At 65.9% G+C, this 17,163-nt stretch carries 14 protein-coding genes; 10 read left to right on the top strand and 4 right to left on the bottom strand.

The window, feature by feature from the left end; genetic code table 11:
* Position 1: 1 nt before the first annotated feature.
* Positions 2 to 2,680, bottom strand: coding sequence for an asparagine synthase (glutamine-hydrolyzing) (gene asnB, locus ACIPXZ_RS09610; RefSeq protein ID WP_400592992.1), 2,679 nt, complete (start codon positions 2,678 to 2,680; stop codon positions 2 to 4).
* A 159-nt stretch (positions 2,681 to 2,839) separates the two neighbouring features.
* Here asnB and pdxT point away from each other — a divergent pair, with 159 nt between their 5' ends.
* From pdxT to ACIPXZ_RS09565, 9 genes are all read left to right on the top strand, one after another.
* Positions 2,840 to 3,526 carry a pyridoxal 5'-phosphate synthase glutaminase subunit PdxT gene (gene pdxT, locus ACIPXZ_RS09605; protein WP_400592989.1) on the top strand — a complete coding sequence of 229 codons (687 nt, stop codon included), beginning with the start codon at positions 2,840 to 2,842 and terminating at the stop codon, positions 3,524 to 3,526.
* Between the two features lie 2 nt (positions 3,527 to 3,528).
* Positions 3,529 to 4,284, top strand: a complete 756-nt coding sequence (locus ACIPXZ_RS09600) for a YebC/PmpR family DNA-binding transcriptional regulator (RefSeq protein ID WP_400592986.1) — start codon at positions 3,529 to 3,531, stop codon at positions 4,282 to 4,284.
* A 28-nt stretch (positions 4,285 to 4,312) separates the two neighbouring features.
* On the top strand, positions 4,313 to 4,891 hold the full coding sequence (ruvC, locus tag ACIPXZ_RS09595; protein WP_400592983.1) for a crossover junction endodeoxyribonuclease RuvC: 579 nt from the start codon (positions 4,313 to 4,315) through the stop codon (positions 4,889 to 4,891).
* Between the two features lie 73 nt (positions 4,892 to 4,964).
* Positions 4,965 to 5,606 carry a Holliday junction branch migration protein RuvA gene (gene ruvA, locus ACIPXZ_RS09590; RefSeq protein WP_400592981.1) on the top strand — a complete coding sequence of 214 codons (642 nt, stop codon included), beginning with the start codon at positions 4,965 to 4,967 and terminating at the stop codon, positions 5,604 to 5,606.
* Entirely contained in the window at positions 5,599 to 6,687 is a 1,089-nt protein-coding gene (gene ruvB, locus ACIPXZ_RS09585; protein WP_400592978.1) for a Holliday junction branch migration DNA helicase RuvB, read from the top strand. Before ruvA ends, ruvB begins: the two co-directional genes overlap by 8 nt.
* Before the next feature lie 128 nt (positions 6,688 to 6,815).
* The gene (gene yajC, locus ACIPXZ_RS09580) at positions 6,816 to 7,247 is read left to right on the top strand and encodes a preprotein translocase subunit YajC (protein WP_400593340.1); all 432 of its coding nucleotides are present in this window, start codon (positions 6,816 to 6,818) and stop codon (positions 7,245 to 7,247) included.
* Positions 7,248 to 7,300: 53 nt separating this feature from the next.
* Entirely contained in the window at positions 7,301 to 9,058 is a 1,758-nt protein-coding gene (secD, locus tag ACIPXZ_RS09575) for a protein translocase subunit SecD (protein ID WP_400592975.1), read from the top strand.
* Positions 9,059 to 9,060: 2 nt separating this feature from the next.
* Positions 9,061 to 10,059 (top strand): protein translocase subunit SecF, encoded by a 999-nt coding sequence (secF, locus tag ACIPXZ_RS09570; protein WP_400593337.1) that lies wholly within the window; start codon positions 9,061 to 9,063, stop codon positions 10,057 to 10,059.
* Positions 10,060 to 10,439: 380 nt separating this feature from the next.
* Entirely contained in the window at positions 10,440 to 12,590 is a 2,151-nt protein-coding gene (locus ACIPXZ_RS09565; protein ID WP_400593334.1) for a RelA/SpoT family protein, read from the top strand.
* 31 nt (positions 12,591 to 12,621) lie between these two features.
* On the opposite strand, the gene ACIPXZ_RS09560 is transcribed toward ACIPXZ_RS09565, so the two are convergent.
* From ACIPXZ_RS09560 to ACIPXZ_RS09550, 3 genes are all read right to left on the bottom strand, one after another.
* Positions 12,622 to 13,206: a hypothetical protein gene (locus ACIPXZ_RS09560; RefSeq protein WP_400592972.1), complete on the bottom strand. Its 585-nt coding sequence runs from the start codon at positions 13,204 to 13,206 to the stop codon at positions 12,622 to 12,624.
* A 181-nt stretch (positions 13,207 to 13,387) separates the two neighbouring features.
* Positions 13,388 to 14,815 (bottom strand): DUF349 domain-containing protein, encoded by a 1,428-nt coding sequence (locus ACIPXZ_RS09555; RefSeq protein WP_400593331.1) that lies wholly within the window; start codon positions 14,813 to 14,815, stop codon positions 13,388 to 13,390.
* Positions 14,816 to 14,870: 55 nt separating this feature from the next.
* On the bottom strand, positions 14,871 to 15,665 hold the full coding sequence (locus tag ACIPXZ_RS09550; RefSeq protein WP_400592969.1) for a peptidylprolyl isomerase: 795 nt from the start codon (positions 15,663 to 15,665) through the stop codon (positions 14,871 to 14,873).
* A 143-nt stretch (positions 15,666 to 15,808) separates the two neighbouring features.
* Between ACIPXZ_RS09550 and hisS the strand changes: the two genes are divergently transcribed.
* The gene (hisS, locus tag ACIPXZ_RS09545; protein ID WP_400592966.1) at positions 15,809 to 17,152 is read left to right on the top strand and encodes a histidine--tRNA ligase; all 1,344 of its coding nucleotides are present in this window, start codon (positions 15,809 to 15,811) and stop codon (positions 17,150 to 17,152) included.
* Positions 17,153 to 17,163 lie beyond the last annotated feature (11 nt).

Genomic DNA, 17,163 nt, shown 5'->3' with positions numbered 1-17,163 from the left:
CTCAGGCTTCGGTGACCACCAGGGACATCGGAGTCGCCTGCGAACCCTGACCCTGCGGGTTGTCCTTGAACATCCCGGCGATGGTCTCCGTGGGCAGTGCGGTGTCGTGACCCATGACGACGACGCCGAGGTCGTTGGCGTCCATGATCGCCACGCCGCCGAAGTTCTCCACGGCCTCTGCCGGGAGGGCGGCGCGAATGGAGGCGCTCAGGCTGCGGGCGACCCCTTCCGGATCCTTCGGGGCGAGCTTCACGGAATTGCTCGCGGCCCCGAGGCTGTACGGCGTCGCGCCGTCGATCGCATTGATGTTGTGTCCGACGACGTCGTAGAAGACGCCGCTCTTGCCCTGGAACTTGCCCACCACGGAGGCCAGCGCGGCCTTGACGATGAGGGGCAGGCCCACCTCGTTGATGGCGATCTGCATCGACCAGGGGCTGCCGAGTCCGATGCCGGCGGGCGTACGCGTCACGAACTTGCTGAGCACGCGGGCCGCAGGAGAGACCTTGATCTCCCAGACCGGGAAGGAACGGCCCTGGGTGATGGCCACGATCTTCTCACTCACCAGCAGATACCACTTGCGGCCATCGGCACGAGCTGCCTCGACGGCGGCACGGGCTTCGGCGGGCGCCGTATCGAGACCGGCGAAGAAACGCTCGGGGTACTGGGTCACGGCGGGTGCCAGCTCGGTGTCCTTGGCGAAGACCTGGGTCTGCAGCGGGAACCGCAGGAAGGCCGTCCCCGCGGACTCGATGGCCAATTCCTTGCCCGGGTTCGGCTCATAGTCGCTTTTGTTGAGCTTCACATCCGCCGGGGTCTCATCCTGGTCGATGAACTCGCGGAACCACAGTTCGACGTTCATGAGACGCCAGAACACCATGGTGTCGGCGTCGTTCTTGTCGTTGAGGTACTCCTCGAAAGCCGTCAGCACCGCTTCGCGATTCCAGTACGGCCGGTTGTAGAAGGAGTTGGACATGAAGATCTTGTAGATCCGCTCATTCATCAGCTTGAACCACTCCGCCTCCGGAGTGGTGAAACCGATCTTGTTGCGGCGGTTGCTGATCTTCTCCGGCAGCAGGCCGCGTGTGGCATCGCGCAGGATGCGCTTGTTCCAGCCGCCCTTGATGATGGCTTCGTCGGAGAGGCTGAAGAGGAACTTCACCACTTCCTTGTCCAGGAACGGCACACGGCCTTCCAAGGAGAAGCGCATGGTGTTCTTGTCCTCGTAGCGCAGCAGTGACGGCAGCGACTTGTGGAAGAGATCGTCGATCAGACGGAGCTTCATGTTGTCCGGGACGTTGCTGAACTTCTCACCGCGGTGCGCAGAGGTGAAGTCCTTGTTCAGCAGCTGCCCCATGCCGAGCTGCTTCTTGGCGGTCAGCTTCGACTTCAGGCGGAAGCGGCCCAGCCGGTAGAAGATGTCCAGGGACTGGCCCGCCTCACGGATGAGCGTGCGGTAGTCGCCGGCCTTCTTGAGCTGACGCAGGTAGGCGAAGTAGTACGGGATGTACCCGGCCATCATCTCGTCGGCACCCTGACCGTCCAGCAGCACGGTCACATGCTTGCTGGCCTCCTTCATGACGCAGTACTGCGCGTAGGGACCGGAGGAGATGATGGGTTCCTCCATGGTGCGGACGAAGTCGTCCAGGTCCTCGTTGAAACCTTCCGGCGTGGGCAGGATCTTGTGGGCCTGGATGTTGCCGCTGCACTTGGCGATCGCGGCGTCCGCGTAGTGCTCCTCATCGTTGATCGAGTTGGGGAACACGGCGCTGAAGGTGTTCTGCTTGGCGCCGATCGAATCGACGGCGTCGGCGTGCTCCTGCATCAGCTTGTTGATGGTGACCACCACTGCGGAGGAATCCAGGCCTCCGGAGAGGGCGGAACCGACAGGGACTTCCGACTTCAGACGCATCCGCACGGCCTCGGTGAAGCGCTGCCGGTACTCGTCGGTGACTTCCGGCGTGTACGGACGGTTCTGTGTGGAGAGCTCTTCGAGTTCCTGGCGCAGACGTGTGAACGTCTCGATCGTGAACCGGCCGGTGGCGTTGTCGATCGTCATCATCTCGCCCGGCATCAGCTTGTTCACGCCGGCGAAGAACGTCTCGGCGCTGTCATCGTGAATCCGGTACTGCAGGTAACGGTAGAGGATGCGCTCGTTCGGGGCGGCCTTCAGCTCGCCGGTGGCCAGGATCGGCTTGATCTCCGAGGCGAAGAGCACCTTCGGGGCTTCGTCCGTGCCTACATTGGCCCAGTAGAGCGGTTTGATGCCGAAGTGGTCGCGGGCGAGGACCGTGACATTGCGCTTCTTATCCAGGATGGCGAGACCGAACATGCCGTTGAAGCGGTCGAAAGCCTCGGTGCCCCACTGCTCATAGGACTGCAGCACCACTTCAGTGTCCGACTGGGTGCGGAAGCTGCGGCCCAGAGCTTCGAGTTCCGCGCGCAGCTCCAGGTAGTTGTAGACCTCGCCGTTGTAGACCAGCACGGTGTCGCCGTCGGCGCTGATCATCGGCTCCTGGCCGTGCGCGACGTCGATGATCGACAAACGGCGGTGCGCGAGTCCCACGTTCGCCTCGGTGAAGTAGCCCTCACCGTCGGGGCCCCGATGGACGATGCAGGCGCTCATGGCCTTGAGCATCTCCTCGTTCTCCCCAAAGCCGTGGTAACCGGCGATTCCGCACATACTGCGCACCTCTTCAATCGATAACAGGTCCTCACCCATGCTACTGGCTGAGCGGGCCCGGACCGGCGAGCGACGGAGGGTCGGGAAGGTCACAACTCGGCGGCCAGGGCGCATGTCCCCATGAGAAGGCCGGTGAGAGCCGCGTACTAAACTGTTGCAGTGCAGAATCCTCCCCATGACACCCCGCTCGTCGGCGTCCTGGCGCTCCAGGGCGACTTCCGCGAACACCTCCATGCGGCCGAGACGGTCGGCGCCCGTGCCATCGCCATTCGCCGGCCTGCCGAGCTCGCCGCAGTCGACGGCCTGATCATCCCTGGCGGCGAGTCGACCGCCATCGACAAGCTGGCCCGTGCGTTCGAACTCGCGGACCCCTTGAGGGAACGCATCGCCGAGGGCATGCCCGTCTACGGATCCTGCGCAGGAATGATCCTGCTGGCCGATCGGCTCCAGGACCCGACGCTGGATCTTTCGGGCCGTCCGCAGGGGACCTTCGGCGGCATCGACATGACCGTGCGGCGCAACGCCTTCGGCCGTCAGCGGGAATCGTTCGAGGTCGACCTCGACTTCGGTGGACTGGACTTCTCCGCGGGGCGTGCGGGCGACGGCGTCGCTCCCGTTCACGCCGTCTTCATCCGCGGGCCCTGGGTGGAAGAGGTCGGTGACGGGGTCGAGATCCTCGCCCAATTGCATCCCGACGAAATGCCCTCCGCGGCCACCGTCGATTCACGAGCTAGAATTGTTGCGGTTCGCTCTGGCAACGCGCTGGCCACGTCCTTCCACCCTGAGGTGACGGGGGAGCTGCGCGTTCACGAACTGTTCATCCGGATGATCAAAGGAGAAGCGTAGGCATGTCGGGCCACTCCAAATGGGCTACCACCAAGCACAAGAAGGCCGTGATCGACGGCAGGCGTGCCAAGGCGTTCGCCAAGTTCATCAAGAACATCGAGGTCGCATCGCGGATGGGCGGGCCGGATCTCTCCGGTAACCCGGCGTTGGACCTGGCCGTCTCCAAGGCCAAGAAGAACTCCGTCCCGAATGACAACATCGACCGCGCCATCAAGCGTGGTGCCGGTCTGACGGGCGAGGTCGTCGACTACACCGAGATCACCTATGAAGCCCGTGGTCCTCAGGGCTCCGCACTGCTCATCGAGTGCCTCACGGACAACAAGAACCGCGCAGCCTCCGAAGTCCGTCTCGCCATCACCCGTAACGGCGGCACCGTGGCCGACCCCGGTTCGGTGGCGTACCTCTTCACCCGTCGCGGCGTCGTCAGCCTGCCCAAGAACGGCCTGAGCGAGGACGATCTCCTCATGGCCGTCCTCGAGGCCGGTGCCGATGAGGTCAAGGATCAGGGGGAGAACTGGGAGATCCACTCGGAGCCCGGAGATCTGCAGCCGATCCGCGACGCTCTCAACGAGGCCGGCATCGAGTATGAGACCGATGAGGCCGAGTTCATCCCCTCCATGCAGGTTGAGCTGGATCTGGAAGGCGCCAAGAAGTTCCTGAAGCTCGTGGACGCCCTTGAGGAGCTGGACGACGTCCAGAACGTCTACACGAACGCCGACCTGAGCGAAGAAGTCCAGGCTCAGCTCGAGGCCGAGTAGTCATCGCCGTCGTTCTGGGGCCATGCGCATGAGCCTGCGCGTGCTGGGTGTGGACCCGGGCCTGACCCGTTGCGGTCTGGGTGTCGTCGACGTCGCGGGGGACCGGCGAGCCACCATGGTTGCGGTCTCGGTCGTCGGGACGTCAGCGGATCAGCCGCTGGATGCCCGCCTGCTGGTGATCGCCAATGCCATCGACGAATGGCTGGATCGGCACACCCCCGACGTCGTCGCCATCGAGCGGGTCTTCTCGCAGCAGAACGTCAGTACGGTCATGGGCGTCGCCCAGGTCTCAGGCGTGGTGATCGCGGCGGCCGCCCGCCGCGGCATTCCCGTCGCGCTGCATACGCCCTCCGAGGTGAAAGCGGCCGTGACCGGCAGTGGGCGGGCCAATAAAGAGGCGGTCACCAAGCTGGTCACCAAGATCCTCCGGCTCTCCGAGGCTCCTCGTCCGGCCGATGCCGCCGACGCCCTGGCCTTGGCGATCACCCACGCCTGGCGGGCGGGCAGCGGGGCCGCGGTCGCGAGTTCCGGACCCGGCCGGGACTCCCTGACGCCGGCGCAGCGTGCGTGGGCGGAAGCGGAAGCCCGGGCGCGGCGCGGACGCTGAGCTTCCGGGTGTCTTGCTAGGCTTTTCGTAGAAATGTTCGAATGGCAGACATCCTATTGAGGGGTTAACACACGTGATCAGCTCGCTCCGTGGCACCGTGGCGCATCTCGGCCTGTCCAGCGCTGTCCTGGAAGTCGGGGGAGTCGGCATGGCAGTGCAGGCCACGCCGCAGACGCTCTCCGCACTCCGGCTCGGCGAAGAGGCCAGAGTGAGCACGGCCTTGATCGTGCGGGAGGACTCGCTGACGCTTTTCGCCTTCGCCGACGACGACGAGCGTGAGGTCTTCGACATCCTCCTCACTGTGAGCGGGGTGGGCCCGAGGCTGGCGCTGGCGGTGCTCGCCGTGCTGGATCCCGAATCGATCCGGGTGGCGGCTCACACCGAGGACAGCAAGGCGTTCACCAAGGTCCCCGGCATCGGTCCCAAGGTCGCGGGTCGCATCGTGCTGGAGCTGAAGGGCAAACTGGTGCCGCATGGTACCGGCGAGTCCGGTCCCGTCGCGGTCGTCACGGCCGGGACGGAAGCCTGGAAGCCGCAGGTCGTTGAGGCGCTCAGCAGTCTTGGCTGGAGCGAGAAGGACGCATCGGCCACCGTGGATAAGGCGCTGAAGGACAGTCCCGGGTTGGCTGAACGAGGCGATGTCCCGGAGATCCTCCGCGCCACCCTGCGGTGGCTTGGCCAGGACGGTGCCAGGATGAGGGGCGGACGTGGCTGAGAACCCCTTGGTCGACGGCGGCGAAGAGCCTGAAGAGCGGGCCATCGAGGCCGCTCTGCGGCCCCGTCACCTCGATGACTTCGTCGGGCAGGGCCGGGTCCGGCGACAACTGAAACTGGTCCTTGACGCGTCCCGGCTTCGTGGCAAGAGCGCCGACCATGTGCTGCTGTCGGGCCCCCCCGGGCTCGGCAAGACGACCCTCGCCATGATCATCGCAGCCGAGATGAACGCCCCCTTGCGGATCAGCAGCGGCCCCGCGATCCAGCACGCCGGGGACCTCGCCGCGATCCTCTCCTCGCTCAGCGAGGGCGAAGTCCTCTTCCTCGATGAGATCCACCGTATGTCGCGGCCGGCGGAGGAAATGCTGTACATGGCCATGGAGGACTTCCGTGTGGACATCGTGGTCGGCAAAGGCGCCGGGGCCACGGCCATCCCGCTGGATCTCCCGCCGTTCACCCTGGTGGGGGCGACCACTCGCGCAGGCCTCCTCCCGGGGCCGTTGCGTGACCGTTTCGGTTTCACCGGTCATCTGGAGTTCTACACCGTCGAAGAGCTGGAACTCGTGCTGCGCCGCTCCGCGGGACTGCTGGACCTGAAGGTCTCCTCGGCGGGCTTCCACGAGATCGCCGGACGGTCCCGGGGTACGCCCCGTATCGCGAACCGCCTGCTTCGTCGTGTCAGGGACTGGGCTCTTGTGCACGGAACGGAACAGATCGATGCCCGGGCGGCCGGCGCGGCCCTCGATATGTACGAGGTGGATTCGCGTGGCCTGGACCGGTTGGACCGCTCCGTGCTGGAAGCGCTCGTGACCAAATTCGGCGGGGGACCGGTGGGCCTGTCCACCCTCGCGATCGCGGTGGGCGAGGAACCCGAGACGGTGGAGACCGTCGCCGAGCCGTTCCTGGTGCGTGAGGGATTGATGGGCCGTACTCCTCGGGGCCGGATCGCCATGGCGGCCGCCTGGACGCACTTGGGCTTCGCGGTTCCGGACGGTGTGTTCGGCCAGGAACAGCTCACGGCGGCGGGGCTGACGGAGGAGTCGTTCCAGCCGGTCCTGCTCGAAGACGAGGGACTGCTCTAGTCGGGCGCGTTGGCGCTTTCACCGTGCCCCAGGGTTTTCCCTTTAGACTGTTATGACGCCCGCCACCTCCGGGTGCGGGAACCGCATGTCTGAAACGCGACGAATGGAAGTGATCCGTGGATCCCACAATGCTCTTGATGCTGGCCGCCTTGGCGGTGCTCATGTTCCTCATGATGCGCAGGAACAAGAAGACGCAGCAGCAGCAGAAGGAGATGCAGTCCAAGTTCGGTCCCGGTGTGGATGTCATGACGAGCTTCGGCCTCTTCGGCACCATCCGCTCCATCGATGAGGAAGAGAACAAGGTCGTCCTGGAGCTCTCTCCCGGCAACCTGGCCACGGTGCACCGTCAGGCCGTCACCAAGGTCGTCGAGCCGCCGGTCCCTGCAGAGGCTGATGCCGATGCCGAGCCCGCGCTCACCGAGACCGTGGAGGCCCCCGCGCTCAAGGCGGACAGCACTCCCGACGTCGTCGTGCAGGATGAGAATGGACTCTCCGCTGAGAAGCTGGCGGCAGAGTCGCCCGAGGAGACGCTCAAGCGTCTCAACGGTGAGAGCAAGTAAGTAGACCCTGAACGTTCCCGTGGCTCTGCCACGCATCCCAAAGGATCCCATCAATGGCTAAGACCGGCCCCACAAGGGTGGCGCGCAGAACGCTGCTCTGGCTTGTCGCATTGCTCCTGGCCATGACCGCGGTCATGGCCGGAGGAGCACTCTCCGGCGCTTCAAGCTGGACCCCCAAACTGGCACTCGATCTCGAGGGCGGAACCCAGATGATCCTGGCGCCCAAGGTCGAAGGCAGTGCCTCGGTGAATGCCGATCAGCTCAACCAGGCGGTGGAGATCATCCGCCAGCGTGTGGACGGTTCCGGCGTCTCCGAGTCGGAGATCAGCACCCAGGGCGGCCGCAATGTGGTCGTAGCCATGCCGGGTACCCCGTCCAAGGAAACACGCGATCTGATCCAGGCCTCCGCGGACATGAACTTCCGCCCGGTCATCACCTCCGGTGCCGGAACCCCGGTGCCGGAGGCGCAGCGCACTCCCGCCAGCAAGATCCCGAAGCCGACCACTCCGAAGAACGCCAGCGACACCGCCTGGCTGACCGCGGATGTCGTCAAGGAGTTCGAGGCGATGGACTGCGCGTCCCTGGACAAGGGCGGGGCACAGCGCTCCGATCCGAGCAAGCCACTGGTGACCTGCCAGGCGGCCCAGGACGGTCAGCCCGCTGTGAAGTACGTGCTGGGTCCGGTCGAGGTCAAGGGCCAGGACATCGTCACGTCCTCCTATGGTCTTCAGCAGGGCCGCCAGGGCGCGGTGACCAACGAGTGGGCCGTCAACATCCAGTTCAACGATGAGGGCACCCGCGTCTTCAAAGACGTCACCCAGCGGCTGAACCAGTTCTACGTCCAGGCCGGCGGCGATTCGGGGACCGATCCGCGTTCCCAGTTCGCGATCGTTCTGGATGACAAGGTGCTCTCGGCACCGCGTTCCCTCGCGGTGATCACCGACGGGCGTCCGCAGATCACGGGCAACTTCACCGAGGCCAGTGCCAAGACGCTGTCCGATCAGCTGCGCTACGGAGCTCTCCCTATCAGCTTCGAGATCCAGTCCGAGGAGCAGATCTCCGCGACGCTGGGTGGCGAGCAGCTGAAGATGGGTCTGATCGCGGGTCTGATCGGTCTGATCCTGGTGGTCATCTACTCGCTCTTCCAGTACCGCGCCCTCGGTTTCGTGACCGTGGTATCGCTGCTGGTGGCGGGTGTCCTGACCTATCTGGCGATCACGCTGCTCGGCTGGGCGCAGAACTACCGGCTCTCCTTGGCCGGTGTGGCGGGCCTGATCGTGGCCATCGGGCAGACCGCGGACTCGTTCATCGTGTACTTCGAACGCATCCGCGACGAATTGCGCGAGGGCCGTGGCCTGGTGGCGGCCGTGGAGAACGGCTGGCGAAGGGCCAAGCGCACCGTGCTGGCCTCAAAGGCCGTGAACCTGCTCGCCGCCGTCGTGCTCTACTTCGTCGCGGTGGGCAATGTGCGAGGGTTCGCCTTCACGCTCGGCCTGACCGCCATCGCGGACCTCCTGGTCGTGTTCCTCTTCACCCACCCGACGCTGCTGCTTCTGGCCCGTACCCGCTTCTTCGGCGAGGGCCATCGCTTCTCGGGCCTTGATCCGAGAAGCCTCGGCGCGATCCCGTTGTACCGCGGTGCGGGCCGCATCCGCCGTCCCGACGAGCTCGAGCCGGTCGGCGCGGGCGCGCCGGCACGCAAGAGCGGTGCCCGGGCGGAGGCCGAACGACGGCTCACCATCGCCGAGCGCCGCCAGGCCGAACGTGAGGCCGCCCTCGGGGCGGACGAGTCCGGAAAGGACGGTCAGTGACCATGTCGACAGTCTTCGCACGTTTCGGCAACGAGCTCTACACGGGCAAGCGTTCCTACGACTTCGTGGGGCGCAAGAAGATCTGGATGCTCATCGCGGGCGCCCTGGTGGTGCTGTCCATCCTGGTTCCCGTGCTCAAGGGCGGGTTCAATCTGGGCATCGATTTCCGCGGCGGATCGGAATTCACGGTCTCCAAGGTCAAATCGACCGATCAGCGCCTCGGTGAGGACGCCGTCCGCCAGGTGGTTCAGGGTGCCGCTCCGCGCGTCGCCAACATCGCCGGTGACACCATGCGTATCCAGACCGACAAGCTCAGCGATCAGCAGACCTTGCAGCTCAAGGAAGGCCTGGCCAAGGCCTACGGTGTCGGCCCGGACCAGGTCACGTCCACCTTCGTGGGCCCGACCTGGGGCGCGGATGTGAGCCAGCAGGCTCTTATCGGTCTGATCGTCTTCGTCGTTCTGGCGGCGGTGCTCATGGCGCTGTACTTCAGAACATGGAAGATGTCTTTGGCGGCCATCGCGGGTATGGCGGTGACGCAGATCATCACGGCCGGCGTCTTCGCGATCAGTGACTTCGAGGTCACCCCGAGTGCCATCATCGGCTTCCTGACCGTGCTCAGTTATTCGCTCTACGACATCGTGGTGGTCTTCGACAAGATCCGTGAGAACACCGCGGACCTGGCGACCTCCACACGGCGGACCTTCGCCGACGAGGTCAACCTGGCCGTCAACCAGACCCTCGTGCGCTCCATCAACACGAGCATGGTGGCCGTCCTCCCCGTGGCGGCGATCCTGTTCATCGGAGCCGGGCTGCTGGGTGCTGGAACACTCCGGGACCTCTCGCTGGCGCTCTTCGTGGGCATCATCGTGGGCACGCTGGCAACGCTGTTCGTCGCTGCACCGCTCTACGCCTGGCTTCGCGAGGGCGAGGCATCCCTGAAGGCTCAGGCGGAGAAGGTCCGGCTGCGGCGCGACCGTGCTGAGGCCGTCGGCGCCTGATACCGCAGTGCTCCTCCACCGAGGGCCGCTTCCACCTGGTGTGGAAGCGGCCCTCGGTGCGTTTAAGCTGGTCGGGCGGCGTAGAATTGACGAATTAACTCCCTGGGGAAGGAACAACTGTGGTGGATGGTTCTGTATCGGGTCCCACACCGGATGAGCAGGGGCGGATCGCCGCGCCCGCAGCCGGGGACCCCGGGGAACCGTCGACGACGCTGGACGGTTCGCTGGAACCGGCACCGGGGCACACCGTGGTCGGCGTCCCCGTCGACAACTCGGCGGCCAAAGCCACCTTCCCCGGACGCCGCGAGCGGACCCTGTCCCGGCTGGCGCGCCTCACGGGCCGGGGCGGTTTGAGCTACTCACCGATCCTCGAACCCCTCATGCGGACGGTCCGGGTCAACAATCCCAAGGAAGACCTCGAATACCTCCAGAGGGCCTACGACACCGCGGAGTTCCACCACCGGGGTCAGAAGCGCAAGAGCGGTGATCCCTACATCACGCATCCGGTCGCGGTCGCAACCATCCTCGCCGAACTCGGGATGAGCGGCACCACCCTGGCTGCGGCCCTGCTGCACGACACGGTGGAGGACACCGAGTACACCCTGGACCAGCTTTCCAAGGACTTCGGCCCCGAAGTGGCGATGCTCGTGGACGGCGTCACCAAGCTGGACAAGGTCACGTACGGCGACGCGGCGCAGGCGGAGACCGTCCGCAAGATGGTGGTCGCCATGGCCAAGGACATCCGGGTGCTCATGATCAAGCTCGCAGACCGCCTGCACAATGCACGGACCTGGCGCTTCGTCTCCGCGGAGTCCTCGGCGAAGAAGGCCCGTGAGACGCTGGACATTTTCGCACCGCTGGCCCACCGGCTCGGCATGAACACCGTGAAGTGGGAACTGGAGGACCTGTCCTTCGCGGCCCTCTATCCACGGGTCTACGAGGAATTCGTCAGGATGGTCAGCGCCCGGACGCCGGAGCGCGAGGAACTGCTCAGCAGCATCCGGGAGACGGTGGCCGAGGAACTGCGGGAGTCCCGGATCAAGGCGACGATCACGGGCCGTCCCAAGCACTACTACTCGATCTACCAGAAGATGGTGGTGCGCGAGAAGGAGTTCGACGACATCAACGACCTTCTGGGCGTGCGCGTCCTGGTGGACACGGTCAAGGACTGTTACGCGGCGCTCGGCGCAGTGCATTCGCTCTGGAAGCCCATTCCGGGGCGTTTCAAGGACTACATCGCGATCCCGAAGTTCAACATGTACATGTCGCTCCACACCTCGGTGATCGGGCCCGGCGGCAGAACCGTCGAAATTCAGATCCGCACCCACGAGATGCACCGCAACGCGGAGTACGGTGTCGCGGCACACTGGAAGTACAAGCACCAGGCCCGGGCGGCTCAGGCCCCTCGCGAGGGTGAGATGGGCTGGCTGCGTTCCCTCGTGGACATGCAGCGCGAGACGGTGGATCCGGGGGACTTCCTGGACAGCCTGCGGCACGAGATCAGCACCAATGAGGTGTTCGTCTTCACTCCCAAGGGCGAGATCATGACGCTTCCTGCCGGAGCGACGCCCGTGGATTTCGCCTATGCGGTCCACACCGAGGTCGGGCACCGGACCATCGGCGCCCGGGTCAACGGCAAGCTCGTGCCATTGAACTCGGAGCTGAACCACGGTGACCGGGTGGAGGTCTTCACCTCCAAAGCCGAAGGTGCCGGACCCAGCCAGGACTGGCAGCACTTCGTCAAGAGCGCGCGGGCACGCAACAAGATCCGGCAGTGGTTCAGCAAGGAGCGCCGCGAGGAGTCCATCGAGAAGGGCAAGGAGATGCTCACGCGCGCGATGCGCAAGCAGAGCCTGCCCCTGACGAAGGTGCTCACCCCGGAGAACCTCGCCTGGCTTGCCGAGTCCTTCAAGTACGTCGACGTCGCCGGGCTGTACGCGGGGATCGGCGACGGTCACATCTCCACCCAATCGGTGATGGAGAAGGCGCTGGACCGCCTGACCGAACCGGAGGAACCCTCCGAGGAGGAATTCACTCCGGCGCGCACCCACACGCCGAGCGGGCGGGTGTCCGACGCCGGGGTGATCGTGCGCGGCGTCGACGATGTCTGGGCGAAGCTGGCGCGCTGTTGCTCCCCGGTCCCGCCGGACGACATCACCGGGTACGTGACCCGTGGCTCGGGGATCTCGGTGCACCGCAGCGACTGTCCGAACGTCCAAGCGCTCTCCTCGGAACCGGAGCGTTTTGTGGATGTGGAATGGGCGCCGACCCGCACCAGCATCTACCTGGTCCAGATCCAGGTGGAGGCGCTGGACCGCAAGAGTCTGCTGATGGACGTCACGCGCGTGCTCTCCGAGAACCACGTCAATATCCTGGAGGCGAGTGTCCACACCTCCAAGGAACGCCTTGCGATTTCGCGTTTCGCCTTTGAGATGGGCGATCCCAAGTATCTTGACCACATCCTCAACGCGGTCCGGAGGATCGACGGCGTCTTCGACGTGTACCGTACGGGCGGTGGGCAACGCCGCTGAACCGCGGTGCGGGCCCCTGCCGCCGGCGGGATCAGTGAAGGCAGGCATCGACCTTCTCCAACGCCGCGGAAAGCCGCTGGACTGGAACCGTGTGTTCCACCGCGAGACGGAGGATCCTCCAACTGATCCCCGCATCGGGGGAGTCGATGAGGCTCCGTAGCGTCGGCACCGCGAGCTCGGGCCTCAGAGCCGTCGCGACGTCGACGGCCGTTCTCAGCGGGGTGGTGACCAGCAGACCGCCCAGGCTCACCACGTCATGCGGGCCCAGCCGGCCTTCGTAGTAGTCCGCTCGCACCTTGCGCCGCAGACCGGAGACCCGGTGCCGCTGATCGACGAGGAGCACCGGCCGCAGCGGCTCCGCGGGATGCCCATGAATCCAGGCGGCGCTGAGCCGTCCGACCACGATCCGCTGCCGGAAGGCGAGAGGAATACGCTCGGCCAGTGCACGGGCCCTGGCCCTGGCGTCCACCACCGCTGTGCAGGGGACGTAGGCGTCCCGGGCCACCACTCTGAGCAGCCCGTCCAGCACCATGGCGTTGAGCTCGGCAGTGGAGAACGGCATGCCGGGCTGCAGCATGGCCTGACGCCCGCTGAACTGACTGACCGAATAGTCCATAGGGCCATCCTGCCTGCCTGGGCAGCCGGGAGGAACGCCCGTTTGCCGGCCTGTGGACAGCACGGACCCGCAGCACAGGGACACGCCGGGGGAGGGCTCCCGCTCACGCGAAAGGCCGCCGTCGTCCGGATGTCCGGATGACGGCGGCCCCCCAGTGCTTCAGCCTCGGCTCAGCGTTCGCTCAGCCGAGATCCTTGGCGGAGTTCTGCACGACCTCGAGCCACTGCTGACGTGCGGCCAAGGCGTCCTGGGCGGTCTTGATGGCCCGTGCGTCGCCCTTGCTCTCAGCGACCGACAGATCATCGCGAAGCCCGGCGATGGTCGCCTCAAGCTGCTCGATCATGCTGGTGCTCCGGGCCTTGGCCTCGGGATCGCTGCGGCGCCAGTTCTCTTCCTCGGCCTCGCGGACGGAATCCTCGACGCGTCGCATGGCTGCTTCGATCCGGCCCATGTCTGCCCGGGGGACGCGGCCCGCCTCTTCCCAACGGTCCCGGATGGACTGCAGGGACTTCTTCGCGGCGGCGAGATCCGAGACCGGTACGAGTTCCTGGGCCTCAAGGAGGAGCTGCTCCTTGACGGTCAGGTTCGCGGCGTAGCTCGCGTCGATCGCGTCATTGGCAGCCTGGCGCGCATTGAAGAACACGTCCTGAGCGGCCCGGAAACGAGTCCACAGGGCGTCGTCGTCCTTGCGGTTGCCGCGCGGCGCGGACTTCCACTGATCCATCAGGCGGCGGTACTCGCCGGCGACGGCACCCCAGTCGGTCGATTCCTGAAGCTGTTCCGCCTCGGCGATGAGCCGTTCCTTGACGGCCTTGGCCTCGGCGTTGTTCGAGTCGAGCTGGGAGAAGTACGCGCGACGGTGCCGGTCGAAGACCGTGCGAGAGGTGCGGAATCGCTTCCAGAGACCCTCTTCGACGCTCTTGGACAGGCGGATGCCGGACTTCTGAGCGGCCTTCCACGCATCGAAAAGCTCGTTCATGCGGGTGCTGGAGCTCTTCCACTGCGTGTTGGCAGGGTCCTGACCGGAGATCGCTTCAGCTTCCGCGACGATGGCCTCACGGGCTGCGAGTTCGGCGGCCTTGGCGGCGTCGTGCTCGGCCTTCTGCTCGCTCACCAATGCCTCGGCCTTGACATCCAACGCGGAGATGCGGTCCAGGGCACCGCGGATGTCACCGAGGACGTTGTGGGCCTCGAGCTGTTCGCGAAGATGCTTCAGGCTCGTCGGGATGTCACCGGCAGAGGCCCTGGCCTCGACCCGGCTCTCCAGCAGCGCGATCTGCGCGGCGATGTCCTCGAACTTCCGCGCGAAGTACGCCAGCGCTTCGTCTGCGGAGACTCCGGGGTACTGGCCCGCGACGTGCTCTTCGCCGTCGACGGTCACGAAGACATGGCCGTCACCTTCCACCCGCCCGAAGGCGCGCGCAGCCTCAAGGTCCACACTCGCCTCAGGGGCGTGCTGGGCCAAGGGCGCCACACCTGCTGCCTTGGGACGCGCGGCGAAGGCCGCAGGGCTGGGAGCCGCAGGCTGCGCGGCGGGGGCCACCGGAGTGGTGGCTTCGTCGGGTCGCTGACTGTCTGTCACCGCTGGAACTCTTTCCTTCGTTGGAATGTGCGCACTCCCCGGGCGCGCCGGGGATCAGAAATGCCGCTTCGGAAAAGCGGAATCACTTCAGAGTAAACGAGTCTATCGTTACTGCCGTGGCAGGGGGACCGTCCGTGGCGGATGTCCCGCCGGCCTTGACACCGGCGGCGGCCGCCTTCGTGACGGTGTCCAGGCCGCTCGTGACCTTGCCCATGACGGTGTAGCCGCCACCGTCGGTGGGAAGCACGCTGTCACGGTAGACGATGAAGAACTGTGTGCCGTTGCTGTAGGTACTGGTGGAACGTGCCACCGCGATCGTTCCCGCGGGGTACTTGCCGTCTGCCGGTGCGTTCTCCACCGGTCCCCACTGGAAGTTGGGGTCCGAGGCGCCCTTGCCGTCCTTGGAACCGCACTGAAGGACGTAGATGGACGCAGTGGTGAGGCGGTGACAGTTGTTGGCCTTGAAGAAGTCCTGGTCGGCAAGGGTCTTGAAGACGGAGACGGCCTGAGGGGCCTTGGAGCCGTCCAGCGTGACACCCAGTGCATGACCGTTGAGGGTCAGGGTGCCGTTGAAGGTCTTCCCTTTGGCGATGTCGGCGCTCGGGATGTTGCCGATGTTGCTGCCTTCGGCGGAAGGGCTGGCACTCGGCGTGTCAAGGCCGGCCTGCAATGCCGCATACTCCTGCGGAGTGGGGTTGCTGGAGAAGACCGTCAGCTGGAGTACGACGCCGAGGGCGACGGCGACCGCGCCCGCCCCGATGGCCAGGAGGTTGTCCCTGCGGCGGCGTTGCTGCTGAGCATCACGCAGCGAACGCCGGGCTTCCATCTGCCGTACCCTGCGGCGCTGTTCGCGCAGCTGGTCCTTGCTGCTAACCACCCAATGACCTCCTGGAGTGCCGTGTCCCGCCGCGCTGGTTCGTGCTGAGGCTCGACCACGGCTTAAACTGACTGACGCACCTAGTTTAGGCACGGCGCACCGCCCACCCGCGGACAAGCCGCACGTCGAAGGAGTTTCTCAGCATGGCACGCACCGCATCCCTGTCCGGATTCCCCGAGTGGCTTCCCCAGGAGCGTGTGGTGGAACAGCATGTGCTGGACACCCTGCGCCGCGTCTTCGAACTGCACGGCTTCGGTTCCATCGAGACCCGGGCCGTCGAGACGGTCGGTCAGCTCCTGCGCAAGGGGGAGATCGACAAGGAGGTCTACGGGCTCAGCCGTCTCCAGGACGACGACTCGGCCGCCAAGTCGGACCCCAACGCCCTCGCCCTGCACTTCGACCTGACCGTGCCGTTCGCCCGCTACGTGGTGGAGAACGCCGGCTACCTGGCGTTCCCCTTCCGCCGTTACCAGATGCAGAAGGTCTGGCGCGGTGAGCGCCCTCAGGAGGGCCGCGCCCGCGAATTCACCCAGGCCGACATCGATGTGGTGGGCGACGGCGAGCTGCCGTTCCGCTACGACGTGGAGATCGTCCTGGTGATTGCGGAAGCGCTCTCGGCCCTGCCGATCCCGGAATTCAGGCTGCGGGTGAACAACCGGAAGCTCTCCGAGGGCTTCTACCGCGGCATCGGCCTGGAGGACACCGCCGGCGTGCTGCGCAGCATCGACAAGCTGGAGAAGGTCGGCGAGGCGAAGGTTGCGGAGCTGCTGCGCACTGAACTCGGCGCCACGCAGGAACAGGCCGAGGCGGCGCTCAAGCTCGCCACGATCCAGACCACTGACACCTCCTTCGTGGAGCAGGTTCGCGCGCTCGGCGTGGAACACCCGCTGCTGGAGGAGGGGCTGACTGAGCTGGAGCAGGTGGTGGCAGCGGCGTCGTCACGCGCCCCGGGCAAGGTGGTGGCCGACCTCAGCATCGCCCGCGGCCTGGATTACTACACCGGCACCGTGGTGGAGACCGTCCTGGTGGGACACGAGCAGCTCGGATCCATCTGTTCCGGCGGCCGCTACGAATCCCTGGCCACCAAGGGCAACAAGACCTTCCCCGGAGTGGGCCTGTCCATCGGCGTCACCCGTCTGGTCTCCCGCATCCTGTCCCAGGAGTTCGCCGCCGCCAGCCGCAGCGTCCCGACGGCCGTGCTCGTGGCACTGAACGATGATGACTCCTGGTCCTCCGCGCAGGACGTCGCGGCGCAGCTGCGGGCCCGTGGCATCGCCACGGAGGTTGCCGCGAAGGCGGACAAGTTCGGCAAGCAGATCAAGTTCGCCGACCGCCGGGGCATCCCGTTCGTCTGGTTCACCGACGCCGAAGGAACCCACCAGGTCAAGGACATCCGCAGCGGGGAACAGCTCGAGGCGGACCCGGCCGTGTGGACTCCGTCCGAAGAGGACCTCCGCCCGCAGGTCATCGCACGCACCGCCGGATAGGCGCACCGGCC

The organism is Arthrobacter sp. NPDC090010, assembly GCF_044748305.1.
GTDB lineage: Bacteria > Actinomycetota > Actinomycetes > Actinomycetales > Micrococcaceae > Arthrobacter_E.
Note: the sequence above shows the minus strand (reverse complement) of the source record. Positions and strands in the feature narration are given on the sequence as shown.